Genomic DNA, 23,608 nt, shown 5'->3' on the forward strand with positions numbered 1-23,608 from the left:
CACATTGCCATTGCACATTAATTTGACATAAAAAAACCGGAATCGGCACAAGGGTGTGCGTTCCGGTTTTTTTGCGTTTAACGAGTACTTGATTTAAACACTCGTTACATACATTTTACTCTGCGTCTTTTTTCACTTTAGCAGGTGCTTTTTTTGCAACCGCTTTTTTGGCGGCTGGTTTTTTAGCTGCTGCTTTCTTTTTAGGTGCGGCTTTTTTCTTTGCCTCTTCAACCCACTTTCCTGCGTTATAATGTGCAGTCCAGCCAGTTGCTTTACCTTCAACCTCAGTCATTACATACTGTTCTTTATTCTTTCTGCTATAGCGTACAACAGCTAAGTTACCATCTGGATCTTTTGCTGGTGCATCTGCTAGATAATAGAACTTAGGTGAAATACGATCTCTAAAACGATGTAACTCTTCGACCTTTGGTGCACGTGTTTCTCGCGATTTAGGGAACGTATTTGCCGCTAAGAAAATACCTGCAGCCCCATCTCGCAGTACAAAGTATGCTTCTGATTTTTCACATTCTAGCTCAGGCAGTTGTACGGGATCTTCTTTTGGTGGCGCAGCTTCTCCACTACGCAGTAATTTACGTGTGTTTTTACACTCGTCATTACTACAACCAAAATATTTTCCAAAACGTCCTGATTTAAGCTGCATATCAGATGAGCATTTATCGCACTCAATAATAGGCCCATCATAACCTTTAATTTTAAAGGTTCCCTGCTCGACTATATGCCCTTTACAACCTGGGTTATTACCACAAACATGCAATTTGCGTGTTTCATCAATCAGGTATGAATCCATTGCCGTTTCACAAATTGGGCAACGCTTCATTTGCATTAATGTTTCAGTTTCAACATCTTCAACATCTGCAGCGACCGCTTCATCACCCGACACTAAGTTCATAGTGGTCGTGCAGCGTTCTTTTGGTGGTAAGTTATAACCTGTACACCCGAGGAAAACACCAGTAGATGCTGTGCGAATACCCATTTTTCTGCCGCACGTTGGGCAGTCAATATCGGTTTCGACCATTTCATTTTTACGCATTCCACCTTCATCTTCTTCGCCACTGGCTAAAGTCAGTTGGGTAGAGAAATCAGCATAAAACTTATCAAGTACTTGTGTCCAGATGCGCTCACCTTCAGCAATATCATCTAAACGACCTTCCATTTTCGCGGTAAAATCGAAGTTCATTAAGTCAGTAAAATTCTCAACTAAACGGTCAGTGACAATCTCACCCATTTTTTCTGCAAAGAAGCGGCGATTCTCAACTCGTACATATCCACGATCTTGAATCGTTGAAATAATTGACGCGTAAGTAGATGGACGACCAATGCCACGCTTTTCAAGCTCTTTAACTAGGCTCGCTTCACTAAAACGCGCTGGCGGCTTAGTAAAGTGTTGCTTAGGATCAAGCTCAACAAGGCTTAATACTTCACCTTCTTTAATCGCAGGTAATGATTGATCTTCTTCATTCTTTTTACGAATAGCAGGTTGCACTTTAGTCCAACCATCAAAGCGTAGTACGCGGCCTTTCGCTCTAAGCTGAAAATCATTCGCTGCAACGGTTAATGTTGTTAAGTCATATTCAGCAGGAACCATTTGGCAAGCAACAAATTGACGCCAAATTAATTCATAAAGCTTTTTGGCATCTGGGTCGACACCATCAAGGTGGCCTGATAATACACTCACGCTTGAAGGTCGGATAGCCTCATGCGCTTCTTGTGCATTGCCTTTAGAACTGTAATTTATTGCTTCTTTTGGTAAGTATTTATCACCAAATTGCTCAGTTACGTAATCACGGCACATTGCTACTGCATCTTTCGACAAATTCGTCGAATCGGTACGCATATAGGTGATATAACCTGCTTCATACAAACGCTGGGCAAGCATCATCGTCTTTTTAACGCCATAACCTAAGCGTGTACTCGCAGCTTGTTGCATTGTTGAGGTAATGAGTGGTGCACTAGGACGACTCTTACTTGGCTTCTCTTCAACACTTACAACTTTATACTCAGCATTTTCTAGCGATGCAGTCGCAGCCATCGCCTGTGCTTCGCTAACTGGCTTAAACGCTTTATCACCTTGTTTAAATACTTCTAAACGTAATGCTGATTCGCTATTTTTAACATCTGCATGAATATCCCAGAACTCTTCTGGGATAAATGCTTTAATTTCGCGTTCACGTTCAACCAGTAAACGTACCGCAACAGACTGAACACGTCCTGCTGATAAGCCTCTAGCAACTTTCTGCCACAACAATGGAGACACCATGAAACCAACTACACGGTCTAAAAATCGACGGGTCTGTTGGGCGTAGACCATGTCGGTGTTTAGCTCTCCAGGTGCCTCAAAGGCTGCCTGAATGGCATTTTTGGTTATTTCATTGAATACTACACGTTTATACTTCTCAGGCTCGCCGCCAATAATCTCTTGAAGGTGCCAAGCAATTGCTTCCCCTTCTCTATCCAAATCCGTTGCGAGATAGATTTGGTCAGCATTTTCAGCGAGCTTTTGTAATTCTTGAACAACTTTTTCTTTACCCGGTAATACTTCGTAATGTGGCTGCCAGCCTTTGTCAGGGTCAATCCCCATTCGAGCAACTAAGTTAGTATAATCACGCTGTTTTTTATACGCGGCCTTTTCTTCAGGCGCCATTTTGCGCACTTCCGCAGGTGTTTTTGTAGCTGCAGTTTTGGTTTTGCCAGAACCTGAGGTAGGAAGATCTCGTACATGCCCAATACTAGACTTGACGATAAAATCATTTCCTAAATATTTATTAATTGTTTTAGCCTTAGCAGGAGACTCTACAATTACTAGCGATTTGCCCATAGTTGCCTATTTCTAACCAAGTATTTAAAATGTGTTTTGCCCTTTTACAGGCGCGAATATTTATAGGTATATCTACAAACACCAATTGTTACAAGCTTTTAATACAAACTTTTCTGTTTTTAATGATTAATTAAGCAATTGTTGTGCTTAATTTAGGCAATTTGGTGTTTTTAACTATTTGCAGTGGAATATATAGAATAGAAACAAAAATGCCAACCTTATGGTTGGCATTTATTATTAAATCACAGCTTGAATCTATTTATCGTCAAATATAGCAATCGCTTTTTCAGTCACTTTCTTAACGCCAAACTGATTTTCAAAAGCAAACTTGATGGTAAGTATGCCGTCTAGCTTTTTATTTCCTTCGGCCTCTCTTGCAATTCTAACATCTGAGTACAGAGGTTTATCAGTATTTGTGCTCAATATTGTTTCACTGTGTCCAATAATTGACAGATCACCATTTGTTGTAGATAACGTAACTTCTGTACCTGCAGGTAAAGGGTTACCAAATTCATCTGTATAGTGAATACGTATTGATATTCCCGTTAAACCTACATCAATTGTTTCTGGATCAGTCTCATCAGGATCATTGGGATCAAAATCAGGATTTGGCTGACTAATAATCGATAAATCTATCGTCTCTACATCACAACGCTCTGTAACATCAGACATTTCTAGAGTCGCTACAGCTGAACTAACACAGTTTGCAGGGATATGCAGTGAATTACCCTTGAGCACTGAGAAACGTACATAAGGAGTATCACCAGACATAACTAGTTCAAATTGTTTACGAACTTCTATCAACTCTCTTGAACATTCTCCAGCGTTATTCGCAGCCTCGCTACATAATAAGCCATTATATTTTCCATCAGGTCCATCGAAAAGGCCGTTGCTGTTAAGGTCACGCCACGTTTCATTATGACCTCCGCGTGAGTTTAACTCTGAACATAAATCAGTAACGGGGTCATAACTATCACCTCTGTCATCACTACAATTTGCTTTATCAAATGATGAATTTTCATTATGGTCCATAAAGGCTTCAGCTAAATCATAACTTTTATAATATTCACCAATATCAAACAAACCATTTCTACGGCTGACATCTGGCGTTGACTCTTCATCAACGAAATTTTCTTGACCTTTTGTAACAGCAAGAATGCTTACACGACCACCCATCACAACACCATCGGGGTCATTTTTTGCTCTCTTAATACCATTAATACATGGAGCAGCAACACCAAAATATGGGTCACAGTTAATTTCTTTCGTTTTAGGGTTTATACCTTCTTCAGTCGTTGAGTTACCATCAATCTCACCGATACGGTTACCCCATTTATAACTCCAAAATGGTCTATCGCCTTGTGAGCGCCAAGTAACAACACACATAGCATCCGTAGTCTTACACGTTTCCTCATTACTAGCAGAGCCAATTACACCGGCCTCAGCTAGGATAGTCGCCTCGACGCCATCTCCATTATAGTTATTGAATTGGTCACCAAAAAACACCGTCACGTCAGTTGTTATACCATTGTAATACAGTGAGTTAGGATTAAACATAACAGGGCTTGCATCAAAACTATTTTGATCAGCGACGCCTGATGATAAAGTCAACTGTGATGAAACAGAGCTAATTTGTTCTGATAATGGGACTAAATGTAGTTCACCATCTGGGCAAATTTCGTTAGTAGGTTCAAGTTGACATAATTCATAATCGTCAACCCAACACGTTAAATCGTCGCCTACAGGTAAAGCTTTAACATCATCTTTTGATACGTAACATGCTTTCACTACAAGTGGGCCTGGCACGATTCCTGAAGTAACCGTTGTTTGAACAAATCCATCATTATCTGTATTTGCACTTTTAAGAGTTAAATTAGCGAACCCTAAAGTATCTGTTAATTTAAAATCTATACGCTGCTGTGATGATGCAATATTATCAGCATCAAGCAACTTAAATCGAACAACCGACTGCGTTGGTTGACCACCTTCACCTGGAGGAAGCGCTATAAACGTTTCGGAAACATCAATAAACTGAATAGATTGAACATCTGAAGTTTCAACTGGAATAATTGTTGTAGCTGTAAAGTTCTTTCCACCTGTTTCAACGGTAATATTAATATCATCGTTGATACCACAGCCATTAGCTCGATACGTTGAAGTAGCAATACCGCTAGAAGATTTAACTACAGCATCAATAACAGAGCTACCACTGGTTACACATGTTGAACTAAACTCGACGTCTGTTGGCGTTAAGTATAAGTTTCCATCTTCATCACGCAGTGTTACTTCAATGATAGTGCTGCCGCCAGCTTTCAATGGGATAACGTTACCTAATGCATCTATATTTAGCCCGTTATTAACCTCTAAAATTAAATCAGCGATTCCTACAGCAAAGTTAATTGATGAACTAATACCTAAAGATCGTGCGGTAATAGTGCCCGCTCCACCTGTATTGCCTGGCTGCAACTTTAAAAGAGCCATGCCAAAATTATCCGTTAACGCCGTGCCCGACGAAGGAAGTATCGAACCTAAACTTGTGTCAAGATTAACTAATGCGTTTTTAACACCATCGCCATTTTGTTTATCAATAACCTCGACTAAAATTTCACCTAGCTCAGAGGATGATAAGTTATTTGTCACTGAACAACCACTTGAAGCTTGCGTAGGATCTAATTTAACACTGTCGCGGCCATCATCCCAAGTCGAATTACACCCAGTCAGGAGCCTTACAGATACAGTATATTGAATTTGCTCAACCGGAGCTGAATCACCCGATGAATAAAACACAGCATTTTTACTTAATACGGTGCCATTGTCATTGTATTTAGCTATAACTTCTCCGGCACCTTTAAAGTTACCACTACCAAGTGAAATTTTTGCTTCACCTGCAACATTAGTTATAGAAGTACCTAAATCTGGAGTAATTTGTCCCGTAAAATTAGTGCTAAATGTTACTAGTTGATCACTAAGTGCAACGCCATCTTTTTTTAAGGTAGCCGTAACTGTTCCTACGTTATCATTTGTAACCGGATTAGCTTCTGAGAATTTAACTCCATTTTCATCTAACACTTTTACTTCAATAGTTGTATCACCAGAAATGCCAGTATCGTCTCCTTGCCCACCAGTCGATTGGAATTCAAATATTCCAGTGAATACATCGTCACTTATTGTATATGTGGCAGTTACTTTACCTGCACCCGCATCTTTACCTGCGGTGAGTTCAATTGTTGCAACACCATCATTTTGAGTTAACGCAGAACCTGATGACGGCTCTAATAAACCAATATTGTCTGCAAGAGTAAACGTTATACGCTTGCCTGCCACTGGGACACCATCTTTTTGAAGAGTTGCACGTAGATCTAAAGAAGCGCTACTTGTCACAATATTTGATGCTTGACTGTTAGCTTGTGAGTAGCCTTGCAAAGTTAAAGTGAAATCGCCTTCTTCATTGGTATCTTGACCACCTGATGAAGTAAAAGCAAATAGCCCTTGATATGATTCTCCATCAACAAGGTAAGTCGCAGTCACTTGACCTGCACCAACTACAGAACCGGATTCGAGTGCGAGCTGCGCAACACCTTCACTATTTGTAAGGGCACTCCCTGAAGCTGGTGAAAGAGAGCCGATTCCATCAGCAAGACTAAAAGTTACACGTTTACCCGTAACAACTTCGCCATCTTTTAAAACGGTTGCACGCAAAAAAAGCGGTGCATCTTTAGTTACTGAGTTTGATTGCTCATTCGTTGCTTGATTAAACCCTTGAACTGTAACGGTATAAGTTGGTGTGTCTGGTGTAGTTCCACCACCACCAAGATCACCACCATCCTTTTCAAGTGAACCACCTCCACCACAAGCCGTGATTAGAAAACTGAATAGCACAACACTGAGCCATCGCATTAAAGGCATTGACCTCTCCCTAGCGTTTGTTATTGATTATAAAATTCGAAATATTTACCCAATGTTAACCTATATTCAGATTTAAAATCACAACTTTTATTATTTTTTTGTTGTTTTTTTGATCCACACTTTTTTTTCATATTTATCGATTTTTTCTGTATAAAAATTTGCATGCTGGTAGGCTATGGAAAATTTATAACAAATAGATTATTACTATGTCGAAAATCCGTTCAATGAGTTTAACCACCCGCATCATGATTGGTATGTTGCTGGGGGTTGCTGTAGGCTTTATTTTTCAGGCTATCTTAGCTGGCGAAGACGATTATCTAATCCCTCTTGGGTTATTCTCTTTGCCAATTAAGGGCTTTTTTGTAGATGGTTTATTTCATATTGGTGGACAAATTTTTATAGCCAGTTTGAAGATGTTGGTCGTCCCCTTAGTATTTGTCTCTCTCGTTTGTGGAACATGCAGCTTAAGTGACCCTAAAAAACTAGGTCGCCTTGGCGGAAAATCTATCGGCCTTTATCTACTGACCACTGCAATTGCAATAACGGTTGCAATTAGCTTGGCTTTATTAGTAAACCCAGGTGAAGGAATAAACTTACCTTCAGAAGCGACTTACAGCGCAAAAGAAGCCCCTACACTCGCTCAAGTGATCATTGGTATGTTTCCAACCAACCCAATTGATGCCATGGCCAGCGGTAATATGCTACAGGTTATTGTGTTTGCATTGTTATTTGGTATTGCAATGGCGCTTAGCGGTTCGGCGGGTAAGCGAGTTGCAACTGTTTTTGAAGATCTAAACACTGTGATTTTAAAGTTGGTTACATTATTAATGAACGTCGCCCCTTATGGTGTATTTTGTTTAATGGCCAAGTTATTTACCACAATTGAGCTAAATTTAATCGTTAGCTTAGCTAAATACTTTGGTGTTGTGGTTGCAGCGCTTTTTATTCATGCATTTATAAACTACACATTATTATTAAAATTTTTAACGGGCCTAAACCCAATTATCTTTTTAAAGAAAATGAAACACGCGTGTTTATTTGCATTTAGTACATCGAGCTCAAGCGCTACGATGCCAATTACATTAGAGACAGCAACTAAGAAATTAGGAGCAAATAACTCTGTAGCCTCTTTTACCATCCCGTTAGGCGCCACCATAAACATGGACGGCACAGCCATTATGCAAGGTGTAGCGACTGTCTTTATTGCACAGGTATTTAGTGTTGATTTAACTATTTCTGATTACCTAATGGTTATTCTAACTGCAACTCTTGCATCTGTAGGTACCGCAGGCGTGCCAGGCGTTGGTTTGATAATGCTTGCAATGGTACTTAACCAAGTTGGTTTACCTGTTGAAGGTATCGCTATTATCATTGGTGTTGATAGATTACTTGATATGACACGTACAGCGGTCAATGTTACGGGTGATTGTATGGTGACGTGCGTCGTTGCTAAATCAGAAGGTCAATTAGATGAAAAGATCTTTAATGACCCTAACGCAGCTAAAGATTTAGAGGATTACCATAAATCAGCTGAATAATACTTTTACTTTCAACACTAAAAAACCCGCTTAACTGCGGGTTTTTTTATTAGGTTAACCTACGGGTTTAAACTTTTAAAACGCGAGTAAATGGATACCCCCGCTTTATTAATACCCCCACTAAAGCCTATAGCAAGTTTATCACTGAGTGTCTTTTTAACTTTGTATCTTACTTTATAAATTTGACGCTCATCCTGATATTTTAATAAAGTATCATCACTTGTTTCAATCGTATCTACCAAGCCTTTATCAAGTGCTTGCGTTGCAAACCAATGTTCTCCGGTTGCAACAAGATCAATATCCAATGACGGGCGCTGCGAACTAACAAACTGCTTAAATAAGCCATGTGTTTGCTCTATTTCCTCTTTAAATTTATCGCGCGCTTTATCCGTATTTTCCCCAAACAAGGTCAATGTACGCTTAAATTCGCCTGCTGTTATTTGCTCAAAATCAACATCATTTTTCTTCAATATTTTATTAAAATTTGGGATCTGCGCAATCACACCAATAGATCCAACAATAGCAAAAGGTGCTGCAACTATCTCATCTGCAACACATGCCATCATGTAACCGCCACTGGCTGCCACTTTATCTATTGCTACGGTTAAGTGTATGCCTTTATTTTTAAGACGTTGTAATTGCGATGCAGCCAAGCCATAACCATGAACAACACCACCACCACTTTCAAGGCGAATTAGCACTTTATCTTTAGTTGCATCTGCAATAGCAACGATTGCCGTGATTTCTTCACGCAAACTATCCACTTCATTAGCATCAACACTGCCATTAAAATCAATTACGTATAATCGAGGCTTGGTCTCTTCATTTGCAGCTGCTTTTTTAGCGTCGGCTTTTTGCGTTTTATGAAATGCTTTTAACGCTTTACCCGATAATGTGTGCTCTAAAAAGCTATGTTTTAAATCCTCTAATTGCTCTGATATATCCTCTATATCAATTTCGCCTTTTTTTACTTTGGGTTTTACTGCAGCCCCCACAAAAATTATTACTACAGCGGCAATTGCGATAACCAGGGTCACTGTTTTGGCAAGAAAAATGCCGTACTCATAAAGAAATTCCAATTCTATTCTCCAAATAAAAATTTGCATCAATTTAACCGAACTCGCGCTAACTTACCATTCAAACACAAAAAAGCCACTTTTCAGTGGCTTTTGGTTTACTTAACTACAAAAACTTAGTCAGTAACAATCTCTGTATTAGCAATTGATAACGCTCTTCCGCGTGTTGCTAAGTAAGATGCTATTTGTAACTGCATCTCGGTGGTTGTTGCTGCGCTGTCTTGTGCATTTGACCCTGCGCCTACATCTGGGGCTGGCGTCAATACTGAACCATGATGCCCTTTAGTAAACTTAACAACGTAGCTCATAGGTGCCTCAGTTAGTGGCTGCGACTGAGCGACCGTCGTTAAGCCCATTAGACGCGCTAAAGGAAGCGAACCTGCAATAGGGTTATTCACAGTCATCGGTGGAATTACTTGATCAGCTTTGTTAAGCGCGCCATCACCCACAACCACATTCATGTAAATAGGTGTGCCAAGCGCCGCAATGGAGCTTGCATAGTTTGTTGGATCACCACTATCTAGGGCTGTTTGTGAAGCAAATGCAAATTGCGTCATAACACCTTGTATATTTGCTATTTTAGTCGTTTCACCCGCTACCGTTAACGCAGCAGTAAATTCTTTGTATGCACATGAAGTAAATGCACGACTATAATCGGCTTCACCACAGTTTGAAATTGCAGGGCCTTGTGTGTACGCAGCAAATTCAGCAGACTCAGCAGTATCCGCTGAAAGTAACACAGAACCTTGTACAAATGGACCAAAGCTTGCGGACTCAAGCAAGAAGCTAGCGATACCGCCGCCGCCGCTTGCTAAAGCAACTGTGTTCACTTTAAATAAAGGATCTACTTGTGGTGCCAATGGTGTATTTGTTTGTGTAACAAATGCAGGCGCGACAATTGAGCCTAACGAGTGACCAATGTATGTTACATCTTGCGTGTTAAGAGATTCATCATTAACAAAGTTTAAGCCTAAACGTAAGCCCAATAAATCTGCCGCTGATTGTCTTAAGTTATCACGTGCTACAAGCAACGACTGTAGATTCATATACGCAAGCACAGAACCTGTGGTTGCATTAAAATCATCTTCACCATCGCCATCAACATCTATGCCACGCTCGCCATGCACTGGGTGGTCAATTGCTACTGTCGCAAAACCTTGTACAGCTAAGCTTGCAGTCAATGCTAGCATCGACTCTTTTTGTGTTGTAATACCGTGTTGTAAAATTACAACAGGCCAACCCTCAGCTGGCATTGTTAGTTCGCCCATCCCTATTTGTGCTCTAATCATATTAATAACGGGTAAAATAGGTTTAGTAACTTGCACTGGCACATCTGCCATACTCTGTACTTTAGGTATTGAGTTATATTTAGTTAAATGTTTAGTTGTATCTAAACCTAAATCACGTAAACGCCCTTCACTCAATGCAGCACATGTGCCGTCATTAACACTTATAGGTTCTGCTGGGAAAGCATCACCTGCAGCCGCTTTATATCCAAGTACAGCTACTGCACTATCACACATGCCTTGCCAATAGGTGTCTGCTAAATCAGTAATTGCAGTACCCGTTGGGGTTGATAAATACATAGGTAACATTACATTACCTTTTTGATATTGCACACCAGCAAAAGCAGGTGAAAGCCCTGTAATATTTTGCGCAGCAAACACTTGCTCAACGGTTAACATTGGTTGTTCTGGTACTTGTACTGCAGGCCTTGGCAACGCTGGATTTTGTAAACTAGCAGCCAAAAGAGACTTAATAGTGCTAAGAACAGGCCCTACTGATTGAATCGTCATAGCAGCAGAGTAAATAATATCATCTTTACTAATTGCACCGCCTGAAGTAACAACATTTTCGTAACTATTAACTGCACCTTGCAAGGCAAGTTGAGACGGTGTAATTAAGGGTGTTTCTTGTTTTACTAAACCATACGTTGATGAAGGCTTAATTGAACGCCCTTCTGAATCCTTTAAACTGGTCGTTAAAACGTTAATGTAAGAGCTACCGGCTTTAAATGGTTTAAGTGGAATAATGGCAACTGCATCACCACTGCCTTTAGTTACAAAATCAACACCAAAGGTAAGTTCACCTACTAGCTTACATGCTGCGCCAGCAGGTGCTACAGAGCACTGTGCATCGGTAAGACTTGCACCCATAATGACTTCAAATATCCGCACAGCACCAGAAGTTCCGGCTGAGGTTGCATCAAGACTAATACTTGGTGGAAATGTTAAGTCGATTTTAAATGGTACTTGGCTTGACCAGCCATCCAGTGCGCCTAATGCCATTGATGGATTTGCATAGGCAGCTCTGCTAATAGATACGCCATTGGCATCTAGCTCACCTGGAATATTCAGCGTACCATCTTTAGTGCCGCTCATTAATAAGTCATTGGGGACTGAAATCACCCCATTGGCAGGGTCAAATTTCACTGTAGCAGCGGGGATCACTGCTGGAGTCTCTTTTTTAACGTCTTCTAATGTTTCACCGCCGCCGCAACCAGCTAAAGCAGCTGTAATTGCAAGTGAGAGTAGCATTTTTTTCATGTTGTTTGCTCCGCACAAAATCTTATTTTTATAGTGTGTTCAAATAAATAAGTGTAGTTAATGTTTTACTAAATTCTTAAACGTGATAGATAAATATTAGTTAAAATAATGTAATTAGGTTATTAACAAGACATTAGACCAGTTAAAGTTAACGTAAAGTTTCAAATTTCGCCACCTTATTTTACAATAAATTCGATAACTTGGTGTTTTGCTATGTTAAAATCATTGAAATAAATTCTTTTGGACCTTTCTTATGCAAACTTACAAAGCGGCTGAAAATGCCCTGCAAGACAAAGTGATCTTAATTACTGGTGCCGGCGATGGCATCGGCAGAGTTGCTGCACTTACTTATGCAAAACATGGCGCAACAGTGATTCTTTTAGGTAAAACCACCAGCAAGCTTGAAGCTGTTTATGATGAAATCATCGCATTAAGTGGTCCAAAGCCTGCAATTGTACCGATGGATTTAAAAGGTGCAACAAAACAAAACTTTAGAGACTTAGGTGTCACGATAGAGCAGCAGTTTGGTAAACTTGATGGCTTACTTAATAATGCCGGTATTATTGGTTCATTAGGGCCACTTGAGCATTTTTGTTCATCAACGTTTGACAACATCATGAAAGTTAATGTCACGGCTCAAGCAATGATCACTAAATACATGTTCCCAGTACTGAGAAAATCACCAAGTGCATCGATTATCTTTACTTCATCTGGTGTTGGCCGCCAAGGCCGTGAATTTTGGGGTGCATACGCAATCTCTAAATTTGCTGTTGAAGGTATGATGCAAACGTGGGCGTGTGAAGTAGGTAAAACCAATATTCGTATTAACTGTATCAATCCAGGTGCTACTCATACTGCAATGCGTGCTAGTGTCTATCCGGGCGAAGACAGAGATAAACTGGCATGCCCTGAAGACTTAATGCCAACGTACTTATATTTAATGAGTGATGATTCAAAAGACGTGAATGGCCAATCATTAGACGCACAAGCTAAGTAATACCAATCAACTTAAATATTTAACTATTCTAGCGAGTTAAATAAAGCGCTAACTGCGTTATAAATGGTCAGTAATTTAACACGATTGGTATAACCTAAACTTCGGACAATAGTCCCGATCGAAAAAGCCGCTATTTAAGCGGCTTTTTTAATGCTAACAAAACAATTAGCGACGTTTTGTCTGCTTAACACGATTATTATGTTTTTTAACCGCTTTACGAATTTGGTTGATTTTGGCGCGCTTATCTTTACGCTTTTCTGGCATAACTGACAATTTAGTCTGCGTTTCACGGCCCAGTTTTACCGTTTTACGTAAGTAATTGACTGTTTCTAAATCTAATTCAGCCCAACCACCTTGTGGTAAGCGTTTATCGAGCTCTAGCTTGCCGTAACGAATACGAATAAGACGAGATACTTCGACATCTTGTGATTGCCATAAACGACGCACTTCACGGTTACGCCCTTCAGTTAACGTAACATTAAACCAACGGTTAATACCTTCACCGCCCAGCGGTTTTATATTAAGGAATTTAGCCATACCATCTTCAAGTTCAACACCTCTGGTTAGGTTTTTTACTGTTTCAGCTGTTACCTCACCAAATACACGTGCCGAATATTCACGCTCAACTTCATAACTTGGGTGCATTAGGCGATTCGCTAATTCACCGTCGTTGGTGAATAACATTAAACCCGCCGTGTTTATATCTAAGCGGCCCACAGCAATCCAACGTTCGCCATCAACACGTGGGAGACGATCAAATACTGTTCTGCGTCCTTCTGGATCTTTACGTGTACACAATTCGCCCTCAGGCTTGTTATACATAATAACACGGCAAATTCGTTCTGCTTTTTCTTCAATTTTAACAGTGTGGCCGTCAACACGGATCAAATCGGTTTCTTCTACGCGATCGCCTAACTTTGCCACTTTGCCATTTACACTCACGCGATTTGCATCAATGTATTTTTCCATTTCACGACGAGAGCCAACACCTGCTCTTGCCAATACTTTTTGTAACTTTTCACCTTGTATACTCATTCGGATAGTTCTCTCACAGAAGGATCACTCAATAGCTGGTCGATTTTGCTTTGTTGCTGCTTAGGCAACGGAGGTAAGCTATCTAAACCCGCTAACGAAAAATAATCTAAAAATTGTTTAGTTGTTGCATATAAAGCGGGCCGCCCCGGTACTTCTTTATGCCCAACGACTTTAATCCACTCTCGCTCGAGCAGATTTTTAATAATTCCCGAGCCAACAGTCACACCTCGTACTTGCTCAATCTCGCCCCGAGTGATCGGTTGTCGATATGCAATAAGTGAAAGGGTTTCTAATAATGCTCGAGAGTATTTTGGTGCACGCTCTTGCCACAGGTTACTTAACCACGGACCTAGACTCGCACACGCTTGAAATCGAAAACCACTCCCAACTTCTACCAAACGAATTCCGCGTGTTTGATAATGCAGCTGTATTTGTTCTACAGCGTGAGTGATCCGTGCCATTGAAATATTTAAATCAATTAACACCGTGTCTTTTATATGCCGTTTAGTGAGGGGTTTTCCAGCAACAAATATCGCCGCTTCAATGATCTCAACAAGTTGCTCATCACTAATTCGCCGACCCGCCATACCTACCCTTTATCTAATAAGCTTATGTAACGCATTATTATGACAGATCTAACTGAAACTAGGAAAAACAATCGTTAAAAATACATAAAAAATGCCAATAACGAAGCTATTGGCATTGGTATGATTTAATAAGCGTAAATAAATTAACTATTTTTGATCATTTCAAGTGCTTCATCTTCAGCAACATCGCTACCATAAGTTTGAATATAACCTATAAACTCTTGCTGACTTATACGTTTGTCTTGGTTTGTATCCATATAACCGAAGTGGTTTGCTATGTCATCATCGTTTGCTTCACTGATAGAGATAAAACCATTACGGTCATTATCTAAAGAACTAAAATCGTTTTCAATCGGATCAAATTTGGCAATGTCGGCTTTAAAAGCAGAGTCAGCAACCTCTGTATCGCTGGCAACTTTACCGGTATTGAGTTGCATATAACTATTAAATTCTTTACGGCTGATCTGCTCGTCCATATTTGTATCAATGTTTGAGAAATGTTCCCAAATATTGTCATCATCAGCCTCTACTTTTGAGATGTAGCCATCATCGTCATTATCTAAACTACCAAAATTACTGTCGATTTTTGGCATTGAAGATGTCGAACATGCTGATAAGCTCAGAGCGGCTAAAATAGTAGATGCTAAAGTTAACTTTTTCATAAGAAATTTCCTTGTAATTGATTAATTTCAATCAAATACAAACAAGTTAAATGCCAACTTTAAAAACCTTAAAAATCAATAAATTAATGAAATGCAGGTCATTCACCAACCTGCCTCACTGCAACCATTTCATACAAGCATGTAAAAATTGCATGCATTGCAAATACTTAAATTGCGGCGTTTTGATAACGCTTCACAAAATCTGTTACTACTTCACCATTACATTTTAGTGAATTTAAGTTACCAATTTTTTCTTTAACGGGTGCAAGTCCTTGCTTTAAAGCTGTAATGCATAACTGAGTTTCTTGCTGTGTATTTTTAGCAAACACCTCGATCACTCTCGCTTGTTGAGCATTATCATTGATTTTTTTTGCAATGTTACGAATATCGTCACCATTGCACAAAATGCTTTTTGAAAAACGAGATAGGTTTACACTATGTTGCGCTGCCACTTTTCTGGCTGCAGAAAAACCTTCATTAGCACTAATAGAGCATAACTTAGACTCAATTTTATGATCCGCTGAAACATACTGCGCCGCGCTGACTGAATGTGAGAAAGAAACAGTTGCTACGAACAATGCTAAAAGTTGTTTTTTCATGATGTACCTTTAAAATGAATAAATAATGAACGGGTGGTTTGCGCGCATTATATATACACAAACATACAAATCAACTGGATTATATATTTAATTTTTTATTTAATATGGTATTAACAACGCTTAATGCTTGGTCATCATTTGTTCAACAAAACAGCAGTTCATTTTTATTAATAACCGCATGTGCCATCCGCTATTTGATGATAGAATTTAGCCCTCATCTAAAAGAAGATAATTATTTAGGGCCATCTTATGAAAGTTATTTCATTTAACATTAACGGGCTGCGCGCTCGCCTACACCAATTACAAGCAATTATTGATAAACATCAACCTGACATTATTGGTTTGCAGGAAATTAAAGTTCATGATGAAGCCTTTCCGTTAGAAGACGTGCAAAAAATGGGTTACCACGTTTATTTTCATGGTCAAAAAGCCCATTACGGGGTTGCTATGTTGTGTAAAGCAGAGCCTAAATCTGTATTTAAAGGGTTTGCAACTGACACTGATGAATCGCAAAAACGGATGATTAGCGTCACCGTTAGCCAAGAAAATGGCCGTGACTTAACCGTTATGAATGGCTACTTTCCACAAGGCGACAACATTGCACATGAAACTAAATTTCCGTACAAACGCCAATTTTATCAAGACTTAATGACCCACCTTGATACAAACCACAACAGTGATGAAGACGTCATTGTTATGGGTGATATCAATATTTCTCCAACCGAGTTAGATATTGGCATTGGCGAGCCAAATCGTAAACGTTGGCTAAAAACAGGCAAATGTTCCTTCCAGCCAGAAGAGCGTCAATGGCTTGCAACGTTACTTGATTGGGGCTTCAAAGACACGTTCCGTGAACTTCATCCTGACACTGTTGAGCAATATTCATGGTTTGATTACCGTTCAAAAGGGTTTGATGATAACCGAGGATTGAGAATTGATGTTGTTTTAGCAACCTCGGATTTAGCTGCGCGCTGTATCGATGCTGGTATTGATTACGAATTACGAGGCATTGAAAAGCCCTCAGATCACGCACCTATTTGGTCAACGTTTAGCTAGCACATAACTAAATGACTGAACTAAAAATAATGCCAATAATAAGCCTCGAATTGCAATCTATTGCGTGGTTTATTGTTGGCTGCCTTTTTTTACTCAGCGTCAATAAAACGCAATATACCGCATTGATGACAACACCTGCGCGTCAAACTGGTTTATTTGCTTGTACAGTCGTAATGGCATTACTGTGGCGTATTAAAGCAGGCATATTACCGGGCCTTGAATTACATATACTCGGTGTCACTGCTATCACGCTTATCTTGGGCTGGCGCCAAGCTATACTGAGTGCTTCGCTTGCTACTTTGCTATTAGTGGCTTTTAAGCAAATCACTGTTACTCAATTACCCATACATTTGTTACTCAGTGCCTATTTACCAATATTATTGAGCTATGCTTTTTTTATTCTATGTTATAGCCTTCTACCTCGGCATTTTTTCGTCTACGTATTTGTCTGTGCGTTTATCTGTGCAGCAATTATCGCGTGCTTAAAAATACTCTCTATTAGTCTTTTTTACTATTTCACGCTCAGCTATAACTGGTTTGAATTAACTGAAAACTACCTGTATTTATGTGCCATAATTTGGTTTCCTGAAGCGATGCTAAATGGCATGGCTATTACGTTACTGATCACCTATCGCCCCCAGTGGGTAAAAACTTTTTATGATAAGGATTATTTAGACTCATGAGTCTCAATTATCAATGCCCGCTGTGCCAACACGCCCTTGAGTTGAACGCAAACACGCTTAAATGCACTAACAACCACAGTTTTGATTTCGCCAAAGAAGGTTATGTAAACCTACTACCCGTTCAACAAAAAAACTCAAAGCAACCTGGCGATAACCTAGATATGGTGCAAGCAAGACGCGATTTTTTAAACACGCAGCATTATCAGTTTTTACAATCAACTATTGCAGACCACGTCCATACCCTTGCTCCAAAAACAGTCATAGATTTAGGCTGCGGAGAGGGTTTTTATACCCAAGCAATTGCTAACGCCTGTAATATTGAAGTGTATGGTGTAGATATTTCAAAATCAGCCATCAAATACGCGGCCAAACGTTATAAACACTGTAATTTTAGCGTTGCATCAATTAGCCAAGCGCCCTTCGCTGATGATTCGGCTGATGTGCTAGTCAGTATTTTTGCGCCTTTATTTGATACTGAATTAGCGCGTTTAGCAAAACCAGGAGCAACACTTATTGTTGCAAGTCCAGGTCCTTGGCACTTAAAAGAATTAAAAAACAAGATTTACCGTGAAGTAAATGCACATACGCCAATTGACATACCTGAAGGGTTTGAACTCGTCGAGCAACGTTTACTAGATCAACAAATTGCTTTGCCGTTTAAAGATGTAAAAAATCTAATTACAATGACGCCTTTCGCATGGAAATTTAGACCAGAGCATTGGCTGGAGCTAGAACAACAAGGCGAGCAAATTGTCACCTTATCGTTTTATGTAAGCCAATTTAAGCGCCTTACAGATTCTCTTTCGTAAAGGCACGATCCATTTTTTCAAACATATCGTTGAGCAAACGCGCCAAATCAGCGTATTTTGGATTTTTGCTATTGACCTGACCTTGGTAGCCATTTGCTACCATTTTCCCATGTAGTTCTTTATACCAATGCATCATCGCGGGTTCAAGTTGAGTTTGAGCCCGTTTTCCTAGCCACAGCAGGCCTTGAAAAGGTAAAGACAGAAAAAATAATGCCATTGCAATTGCTTGAGGCAAAAAATCACTGCCTAAATAATTCAACTGCATAAACAACGTAAGCATAGCGATAATTGGCATTACCGTAATCGCAAGATCGGTAGCTTTTATTACTTTAAATTCGATAAATAGCGGCGCCAGCTCTCTGCGAAGAGGCCATTTTTTTGCATATTCACGACCAGTTTGAACTTGTGACATCACACTCTTTTGCATCATGGCTCCTAGGTATCGCTGGTTTATCAAAAAATATTTACTGTTTGAGTGTACCACACTCGCGGTAACATTCCTGTGTAAAATCCATTCCACCTTTTTACCTTAAAACTTGTTTTTGATCATGCTTATCACTAACGTTAAAACAATAAATGAGGTAAAATATCCATGCATTAAGTCAATTAGACTTTATATTTACTTAGCATTAAAAATAGCCTTTAGCGAAAATAATTTACTTTATAACCAGCTAAACAAACCGTTTTTAATGCAAGCCAGTATTTGCTTAAGCATAGCAATATATCGGCCGATTACTACTTTGCTTTAATTTACATTCTTACTCTTAATGCTCACTTACTGATATTGTCAAAAATGGGATCTTGTTATGCCTTCTCAACCAGCTCTACCTCGCCATGTTCTTGTTCTTAACTGTGGCAGTTCAAGTTTAAAATTCGCAATTTTAGATGCTTTAACCTCTGAAGAAATTATTTCAGGTCTTGCCGAGCGTTTAGGATCTTCAACCCCCTTAATTAAGTACAAATATCAAGGTGTAAAAAAACAAATTGAACTTGAGGCAAACCAAGCTCACGGCGCCGCAATTGATACGCTGGTTGCGCTGATCAACGATCATCATTTAGCTGATCACTTAATTGCGGTAGGTCATCGTGTTGTTCATGGTGGGGAACATTTCACCCAATCAGTTTTAATTGATGATGATGTAATAAAGGGCATTACCCAAGCGGCAACGCTTGCGCCTTTACATGGCCACGCAAATTTATTAGGTATTTCATCGGCTCAGGCATCATTTAAAGGCTTACCACAAATTGCCGTTTTTGATACTGCCTTTCACCAAACGATGGAAAAAACAGCTTATCTGTATGCCTTGCCCTACAAACTTTATACAGATTATGGCGTTAGGCGTTATGGCTTTCACGGTACAAGCCATTTTTATGTTGCTGAACAAACAGCTAAATTATTAAATCAATCGATTGAACATAGTAACTTTATTAGTGCACATTTAGGTAATGGTTGCTCGGTGTGCGCAATTAAAAACGGTAAAAGTGTCGATACGAGTATGGGACTTACCCCACTCGAAGGCTTAATGATGGGAACTCGCAGTGGTGATATTGACCCTGGCCTATTTAACTTTTTAACCACACAGCTTGATTACAGCGCACAGCAAATCGATGATTTACTCAATAAGCAAAGTGGCTTACTGGGTATTAGTGAACTCTCTAACGATTGCCGAACAATTGAAGAAGCTGCCGTGGCAGGTAACGAAAAAGCAATTCTCGCACTCGACATGTTTTGTTATCGATTAGCAAAACAAATTGCTGCTTTTATGGTGCCATTACAACGCCTAGATGCTTTGATTTTTACAGGTGGCATTGGTGAAAACTCAGATATAATTCGCGCAAAAGTAATCGCGCAGCTCTCATTTTTGGGCCTAGACTGTGACAATACAGCAAACCTTGCAGCGCGTTTTTCAAAGCAAGGGATTATTAGCTCTACAGCAGCAAATGTCAAAGCGGTCGTAATGCCTACGAATGAAGAGTGGGTTATTGCCCTTGATGCTGCAACCATTGCGCAGGAGCACTAATTATGGCTCGTCGAATTATGTTAGTGCCCATTTCAACAGGCGTTGGATTGACCTCTGTCTCTGTTGGTTTGGTTCGTGCTCTTGAGCAAAAGGCAGTCAAAGTTAACTTTTTTAAACCCATTGCACAGCCTCGTTCTGGTGAAACAGGTCCAGAAAAGTCAACCCAAATTGTTACTCAAGGTTCGCCTATCACACCACCTACTCCATTTGCGCTTGCGTATGCAGAGCAAATGATTGGTGATGGTAAAGGTGATGACTTACTTGAAGAGATTGTAGAGCGCTTTGAAAATGCGATAAACAGCGATGAAGTCGCTATTATTGAAGGTATGGTGCCCACCCGCCGCCAACCTTATGCAGGGCGAGTAAATCGCGAGATTGCCCAAACTTTAGGTGCAGATATCGTATTTGTGCTTACACCAGGCAACGATACTAATGATCAAATTGAAGACCGATTAGAAATTGCTGCAGGCAACTATGGCGGTGTTGATCATGCCCGCGTACTGGGCTGTATTTTTAATAAAGTAAACGCCCCTTTAGACGAAGAAGGCCGAGCTCGCGCTGATTTAGTGGATACACATAACCCCGAACAACTTGAAAATGAACTCAATAGACTTGCCTCACTGCCCATATTTAGAAAACACCCATTTATGTTATTGGGTTCTATACCGTGGGACTTTGAGTTAGTCGCTCCTCGTGTAAAAGATTTATGTGCTTATTTAAAAGCTGAAATAATCAACGAAGGCGATATGGCGCACCGACGTTTACGCCGTGTCACTTTTTGCGCGCGTACTGTGTCAAATATTCTCAACCACTTTACGCCAGGTGCGTTATTAGTTACGCCCGGCGATCGCTCTGACGTATTAGTTGCAGCGTGTTTATCAGCCATGAACGGCACTAAAATTGGTGCTATTTTACTCACTGGTGGATTTAGACCTGAGCCTCGTATTATGACTTTGTGCGAACAAGCAATGGCAACCGGCTTACCTATTTTAATCACTGACGCCGATACTTGGCGAACATCTCTATTACTACATAACTTTAATATGGAAGTACCATGTGATGATGAACAACGAATCGATAAGGTAAAGCATCATAATGCGAGCAACATCGATTCTGACTGGCTCGATACCCTTGCTAAAAGTGTCGGTAAAACACGTAAAATGTCTCCACCAGCATTTCGCTATTTACTGACAGATAAAGCCCGACAGTTTGCTAAAACCGTGGTGCTCCCAGAGGGTAATGAGCCACGTACTATCAAAGCTGCCGCTATTTGTGGTCAACGTGGTATTGCAAAAACAATTTTACTTGGCGATCGCGAGGAAATCGAACGCATTGCCATACAACAAGGTGTTGAACTCAACGAAAATGTAACAATTATTGAGCCTCATAGTGTGATCAATGATTATATCGCGCCAATGGTTGAACTCAGAAAAAGTAAAGGCCTCACCGAAGTTGTAGCACATGAACAACTACAAGATAACGTTGTACTTGGCACCATGATGTTAGAGCGCGGTAAAGTTGATGGCCTTGTATCTGGCGCGGTCAATACCACAGCAAATACTATTCGCCCTGCACTTCAGTTGATTAAGACTGCACCGGGATCATCATTGGTCTCATCGGTATTTTTTATGCTATTACCTGATCAAGTACTTGTTTATGGTGACTGTGCAATTAACCCTGATCCAACGGCCGAACAACTCGCTGATATTGCGATTCAATCTGCTGACTCCGCCGCGGCTTTTGGCATTGAACCTCGTGTAGCCATGATAAGTTATAGCACCGGAACATCAGGCACAGGCGCAGATGTTGAAAAAGTGCGTGAAGCCACCGCACTTGCAAAGCAAAAACGCCCCGATCTGATAATCGATGGCCCATTACAATACGACGCCGCTATTATGGAAAACGTTGCACGTAAAAAAGCCCCTAACAGCCCTGTCGCAGGTAAAGCAACGGTATTTATATTCCCCGATTTAAATACCGGTAACACAACCTACAAAGCAGTGCAAAGAAGCGCTGACTTAATAAGTATTGGCCCTATGTTGCAAGGTATGAGAAAACCAGTAAACGACTTAAGCAGAGGCGCGTTGGTTGACGACATTGTTTACACAATTGCGTTAACTGCCATTCAAGCATCACAAGTTAAAAATAACGAGTGAGACATCAGTAAAGCACCTTAATCAGGTGCTTTACTTTTTACTGTAACTAATTTTAACGCAGTTAATGAGTTATTTTAGCCCTAGAATGCCTCAGAATCGCAGTCTGTCACTTACCTCTATCGCTTTTAACTCCAACGACGCTCGCATCTTGAGGCGGCTTGGGTATATACTATTAATAAGTGACTTACTGCCAAAGGGTTTAAAAATGTCAAAGCAAACATTGCAGCTTCATAGTACAGCCTTTACGATTCATAGCCTTGATGTTAATAGTGATATTCCTGCTGCGCTATTTAAAGAATCAATGTATTTTATCTCTAAAACAGTCGACGAATTATCCATCGTATGCCCCACTACATTTGAGATTGAGAGCCTTGATGCAGAAAACGATTGGTTAGCATTAGAGGTCGTAGGTCCACTTGGGTTTTCATTAACAGGGATCATGGCTGATATCTCAGGTGTTTTAGCCAAAGCGAGCATTTCAATTTTTGCTTTATCGACCTACGATACCGATTATGTTTTAGTTAAACGACAGCGTATACAAAACGCGATTGCAGCACTAAAAAAAGATGGCTACCACGTACTCAACGAATCCCTTTAAGCACTATGAAATACTCTGATATTAGCTATTTACCACAACGTCAATTAGATCCCAACAGCATATCAATATGCAGCCCTTTCAGTGGTAAAGTTCGCCCATTAAGTGAGCATCCTGAGCCTTTTTTTAGTTACGGCACTCTTGGGCGGGGCATCATTGTTGAACTTACAAGTCACAAAATATTAGCACCATTTAACGGCACGTTATTGCAAGTTAAAAATGCAGGCAGTGAATTTATCTTGAAAGCAAATAATGGCTTAAAAGTATTACTAACACTGCATTTAGATACACATCAACACCATATTGCCCATACCCATATTGCCCAATTAGGCGGCAGTAAAATTATCAAAGGTGAACGGCTTGCTTATTTTGACTTACGCGAGCTCAAAACGCCTCTACTTGCGACAATGATTTTACTCAATGGTAATAGGTTGGGAGCTGTACACTATGGTTTATCTCATGTCACAGCTGGGGTAGACTCTTTATTAACAATAACTAAGAAGTAA

General features: G+C 40.1%; 18 protein-coding genes. 9 read left to right on the forward strand and 9 right to left on the reverse strand.

The features are described 5' to 3' along the window. Positions 1 to 115: 115 nt before the first annotated feature. Positions 116 to 2,836, reverse strand: a complete 2,721-nt coding sequence (gene topA / locus HJP15_RS18555) for a type I DNA topoisomerase (protein WP_054455679.1) — start codon at positions 2,834 to 2,836, stop codon at positions 116 to 118. A gap of 255 nt (positions 2,837 to 3,091) precedes the next feature. Next, positions 3,092 to 6,742, reverse strand: coding sequence for an autotransporter outer membrane beta-barrel domain-containing protein (locus tag HJP15_RS18560; protein ID WP_249365893.1), 3,651 nt, complete (start codon positions 6,740 to 6,742; stop codon positions 3,092 to 3,094). A gap of 206 nt (positions 6,743 to 6,948) precedes the next feature. Between HJP15_RS18560 and HJP15_RS18565 the strand changes: the two genes are divergently transcribed. Further along, the gene (locus HJP15_RS18565) at positions 6,949 to 8,280 is read left to right on the forward strand and encodes a dicarboxylate/amino acid:cation symporter (RefSeq protein WP_054206533.1); all 1,332 of its coding nucleotides are present in this window, start codon (positions 6,949 to 6,951) and stop codon (positions 8,278 to 8,280) included. Positions 8,281 to 8,339: 59 nt separating this feature from the next. Here the strand turns inward: HJP15_RS18565 and sohB are convergent, their stop codons facing one another. Together sohB and HJP15_RS18575 are read right to left on the reverse strand one after the other, a co-directional pair. After that, complete coding sequence (gene sohB, locus HJP15_RS18570; protein ID WP_170174320.1) at positions 8,340 to 9,359, reverse strand: protease SohB; 1,020 nt, start codon at positions 9,357 to 9,359, stop codon at positions 8,340 to 8,342. A 113-nt stretch (positions 9,360 to 9,472) separates the two neighbouring features. Then, on the reverse strand, positions 9,473 to 11,902 hold the full coding sequence (locus HJP15_RS18575) for a VolA/Pla-1 family phospholipase (RefSeq protein ID WP_170174321.1): 2,430 nt from the start codon (positions 11,900 to 11,902) through the stop codon (positions 9,473 to 9,475). 253 nt (positions 11,903 to 12,155) lie between these two features. Here HJP15_RS18575 and HJP15_RS18580 point away from each other — a divergent pair, with 253 nt between their 5' ends. Beyond that, positions 12,156 to 12,899 carry a YciK family oxidoreductase gene (locus HJP15_RS18580; protein ID WP_054206530.1) on the forward strand — a complete coding sequence of 248 codons (744 nt, stop codon included), beginning with the start codon at positions 12,156 to 12,158 and terminating at the stop codon, positions 12,897 to 12,899. A gap of 165 nt (positions 12,900 to 13,064) precedes the next feature. Here the strand turns inward: HJP15_RS18580 and rluB are convergent, their stop codons facing one another. From rluB to HJP15_RS18600, 4 genes are all read right to left on the reverse strand, one after another. Next, the gene (gene rluB, locus HJP15_RS18585; protein WP_054206529.1) at positions 13,065 to 13,934 is read right to left on the reverse strand and encodes a 23S rRNA pseudouridine(2605) synthase RluB; all 870 of its coding nucleotides are present in this window, start codon (positions 13,932 to 13,934) and stop codon (positions 13,065 to 13,067) included. After that, the gene (gene scpB, locus HJP15_RS18590; RefSeq protein ID WP_054206528.1) at positions 13,931 to 14,521 is read right to left on the reverse strand and encodes an SMC-Scp complex subunit ScpB; all 591 of its coding nucleotides are present in this window, start codon (positions 14,519 to 14,521) and stop codon (positions 13,931 to 13,933) included. The genes rluB and scpB overlap by 4 nt, the downstream gene beginning before the upstream one ends. Before the next feature lie 143 nt (positions 14,522 to 14,664). After that, complete coding sequence (locus HJP15_RS18595) at positions 14,665 to 15,183, reverse strand: EF-hand domain-containing protein (RefSeq protein ID WP_054206527.1); 519 nt, start codon at positions 15,181 to 15,183, stop codon at positions 14,665 to 14,667. Positions 15,184 to 15,350: 167 nt separating this feature from the next. Continuing rightward, positions 15,351 to 15,782: an exonuclease III gene (locus tag HJP15_RS18600; protein ID WP_170174322.1), complete on the reverse strand. Its 432-nt coding sequence runs from the start codon at positions 15,780 to 15,782 to the stop codon at positions 15,351 to 15,353. Between the two features lie 249 nt (positions 15,783 to 16,031). Between HJP15_RS18600 and xthA the strand changes: the two genes are divergently transcribed. Genes xthA through rlmA form a run of 3 tightly spaced genes read left to right on the forward strand, consistent with a single transcriptional unit; the run spans position 16,032 to position 18,330 of the window. After that, on the forward strand, positions 16,032 to 16,838 hold the full coding sequence (xthA, locus tag HJP15_RS18605) for an exodeoxyribonuclease III (protein ID WP_054206525.1): 807 nt from the start codon (positions 16,032 to 16,034) through the stop codon (positions 16,836 to 16,838). 35 nt (positions 16,839 to 16,873) lie between these two features. Next, positions 16,874 to 17,521, forward strand: coding sequence for an energy-coupling factor ABC transporter permease (locus HJP15_RS18610; RefSeq protein WP_064435982.1), 648 nt, complete (start codon positions 16,874 to 16,876; stop codon positions 17,519 to 17,521). Next, complete coding sequence (gene rlmA, locus HJP15_RS18615; protein WP_170174323.1) at positions 17,518 to 18,330, forward strand: 23S rRNA (guanine(745)-N(1))-methyltransferase; 813 nt, start codon at positions 17,518 to 17,520, stop codon at positions 18,328 to 18,330. The genes HJP15_RS18610 and rlmA overlap by 4 nt, the downstream gene beginning before the upstream one ends. Here rlmA and yfbV read toward each other — a convergent pair. After that, positions 18,311 to 18,757: a terminus macrodomain insulation protein YfbV gene (gene yfbV, locus HJP15_RS18620; protein WP_169328292.1), complete on the reverse strand. Its 447-nt coding sequence runs from the start codon at positions 18,755 to 18,757 to the stop codon at positions 18,311 to 18,313. The genes rlmA and yfbV overlap by 20 nt on opposite strands. 379 nt (positions 18,758 to 19,136) lie before the next feature. Here yfbV and HJP15_RS18625 point away from each other — a divergent pair, with 379 nt between their 5' ends. The 4 genes from HJP15_RS18625 to HJP15_RS18640 all read left to right on the forward strand — a co-directional run bounded on the left by HJP15_RS18625 (position 19,137) and on the right by HJP15_RS18640 (position 23,608). Next, positions 19,137 to 20,351: an acetate kinase gene (locus HJP15_RS18625; protein ID WP_054455668.1), complete on the forward strand. Its 1,215-nt coding sequence runs from the start codon at positions 19,137 to 19,139 to the stop codon at positions 20,349 to 20,351. Positions 20,352 to 20,353: 2 nt separating this feature from the next. Further along, complete coding sequence (pta, locus tag HJP15_RS18630; RefSeq protein WP_054455665.1) at positions 20,354 to 22,507, forward strand: phosphate acetyltransferase; 2,154 nt, start codon at positions 20,354 to 20,356, stop codon at positions 22,505 to 22,507. 205 nt (positions 22,508 to 22,712) lie between these two features. Beyond that, positions 22,713 to 23,105 carry an ACT domain-containing protein gene (locus HJP15_RS18635; RefSeq protein ID WP_054206520.1) on the forward strand — a complete coding sequence of 131 codons (393 nt, stop codon included), beginning with the start codon at positions 22,713 to 22,715 and terminating at the stop codon, positions 23,103 to 23,105. Between the two features lie 5 nt (positions 23,106 to 23,110). Beyond that, a complete protein-coding gene (locus tag HJP15_RS18640) occupies positions 23,111 to 23,608 on the forward strand; it encodes a PTS sugar transporter subunit IIA (RefSeq protein WP_054206519.1) in 498 nt (165 codons plus the stop codon).

It is taken from the genome of Pseudoalteromonas sp. NEC-BIFX-2020_002 (assembly GCF_013002825.1).
In the GTDB taxonomy this organism is placed as follows: Bacteria; Pseudomonadota; Gammaproteobacteria; order Enterobacterales; family Alteromonadaceae; genus Pseudoalteromonas; species Pseudoalteromonas neustonica.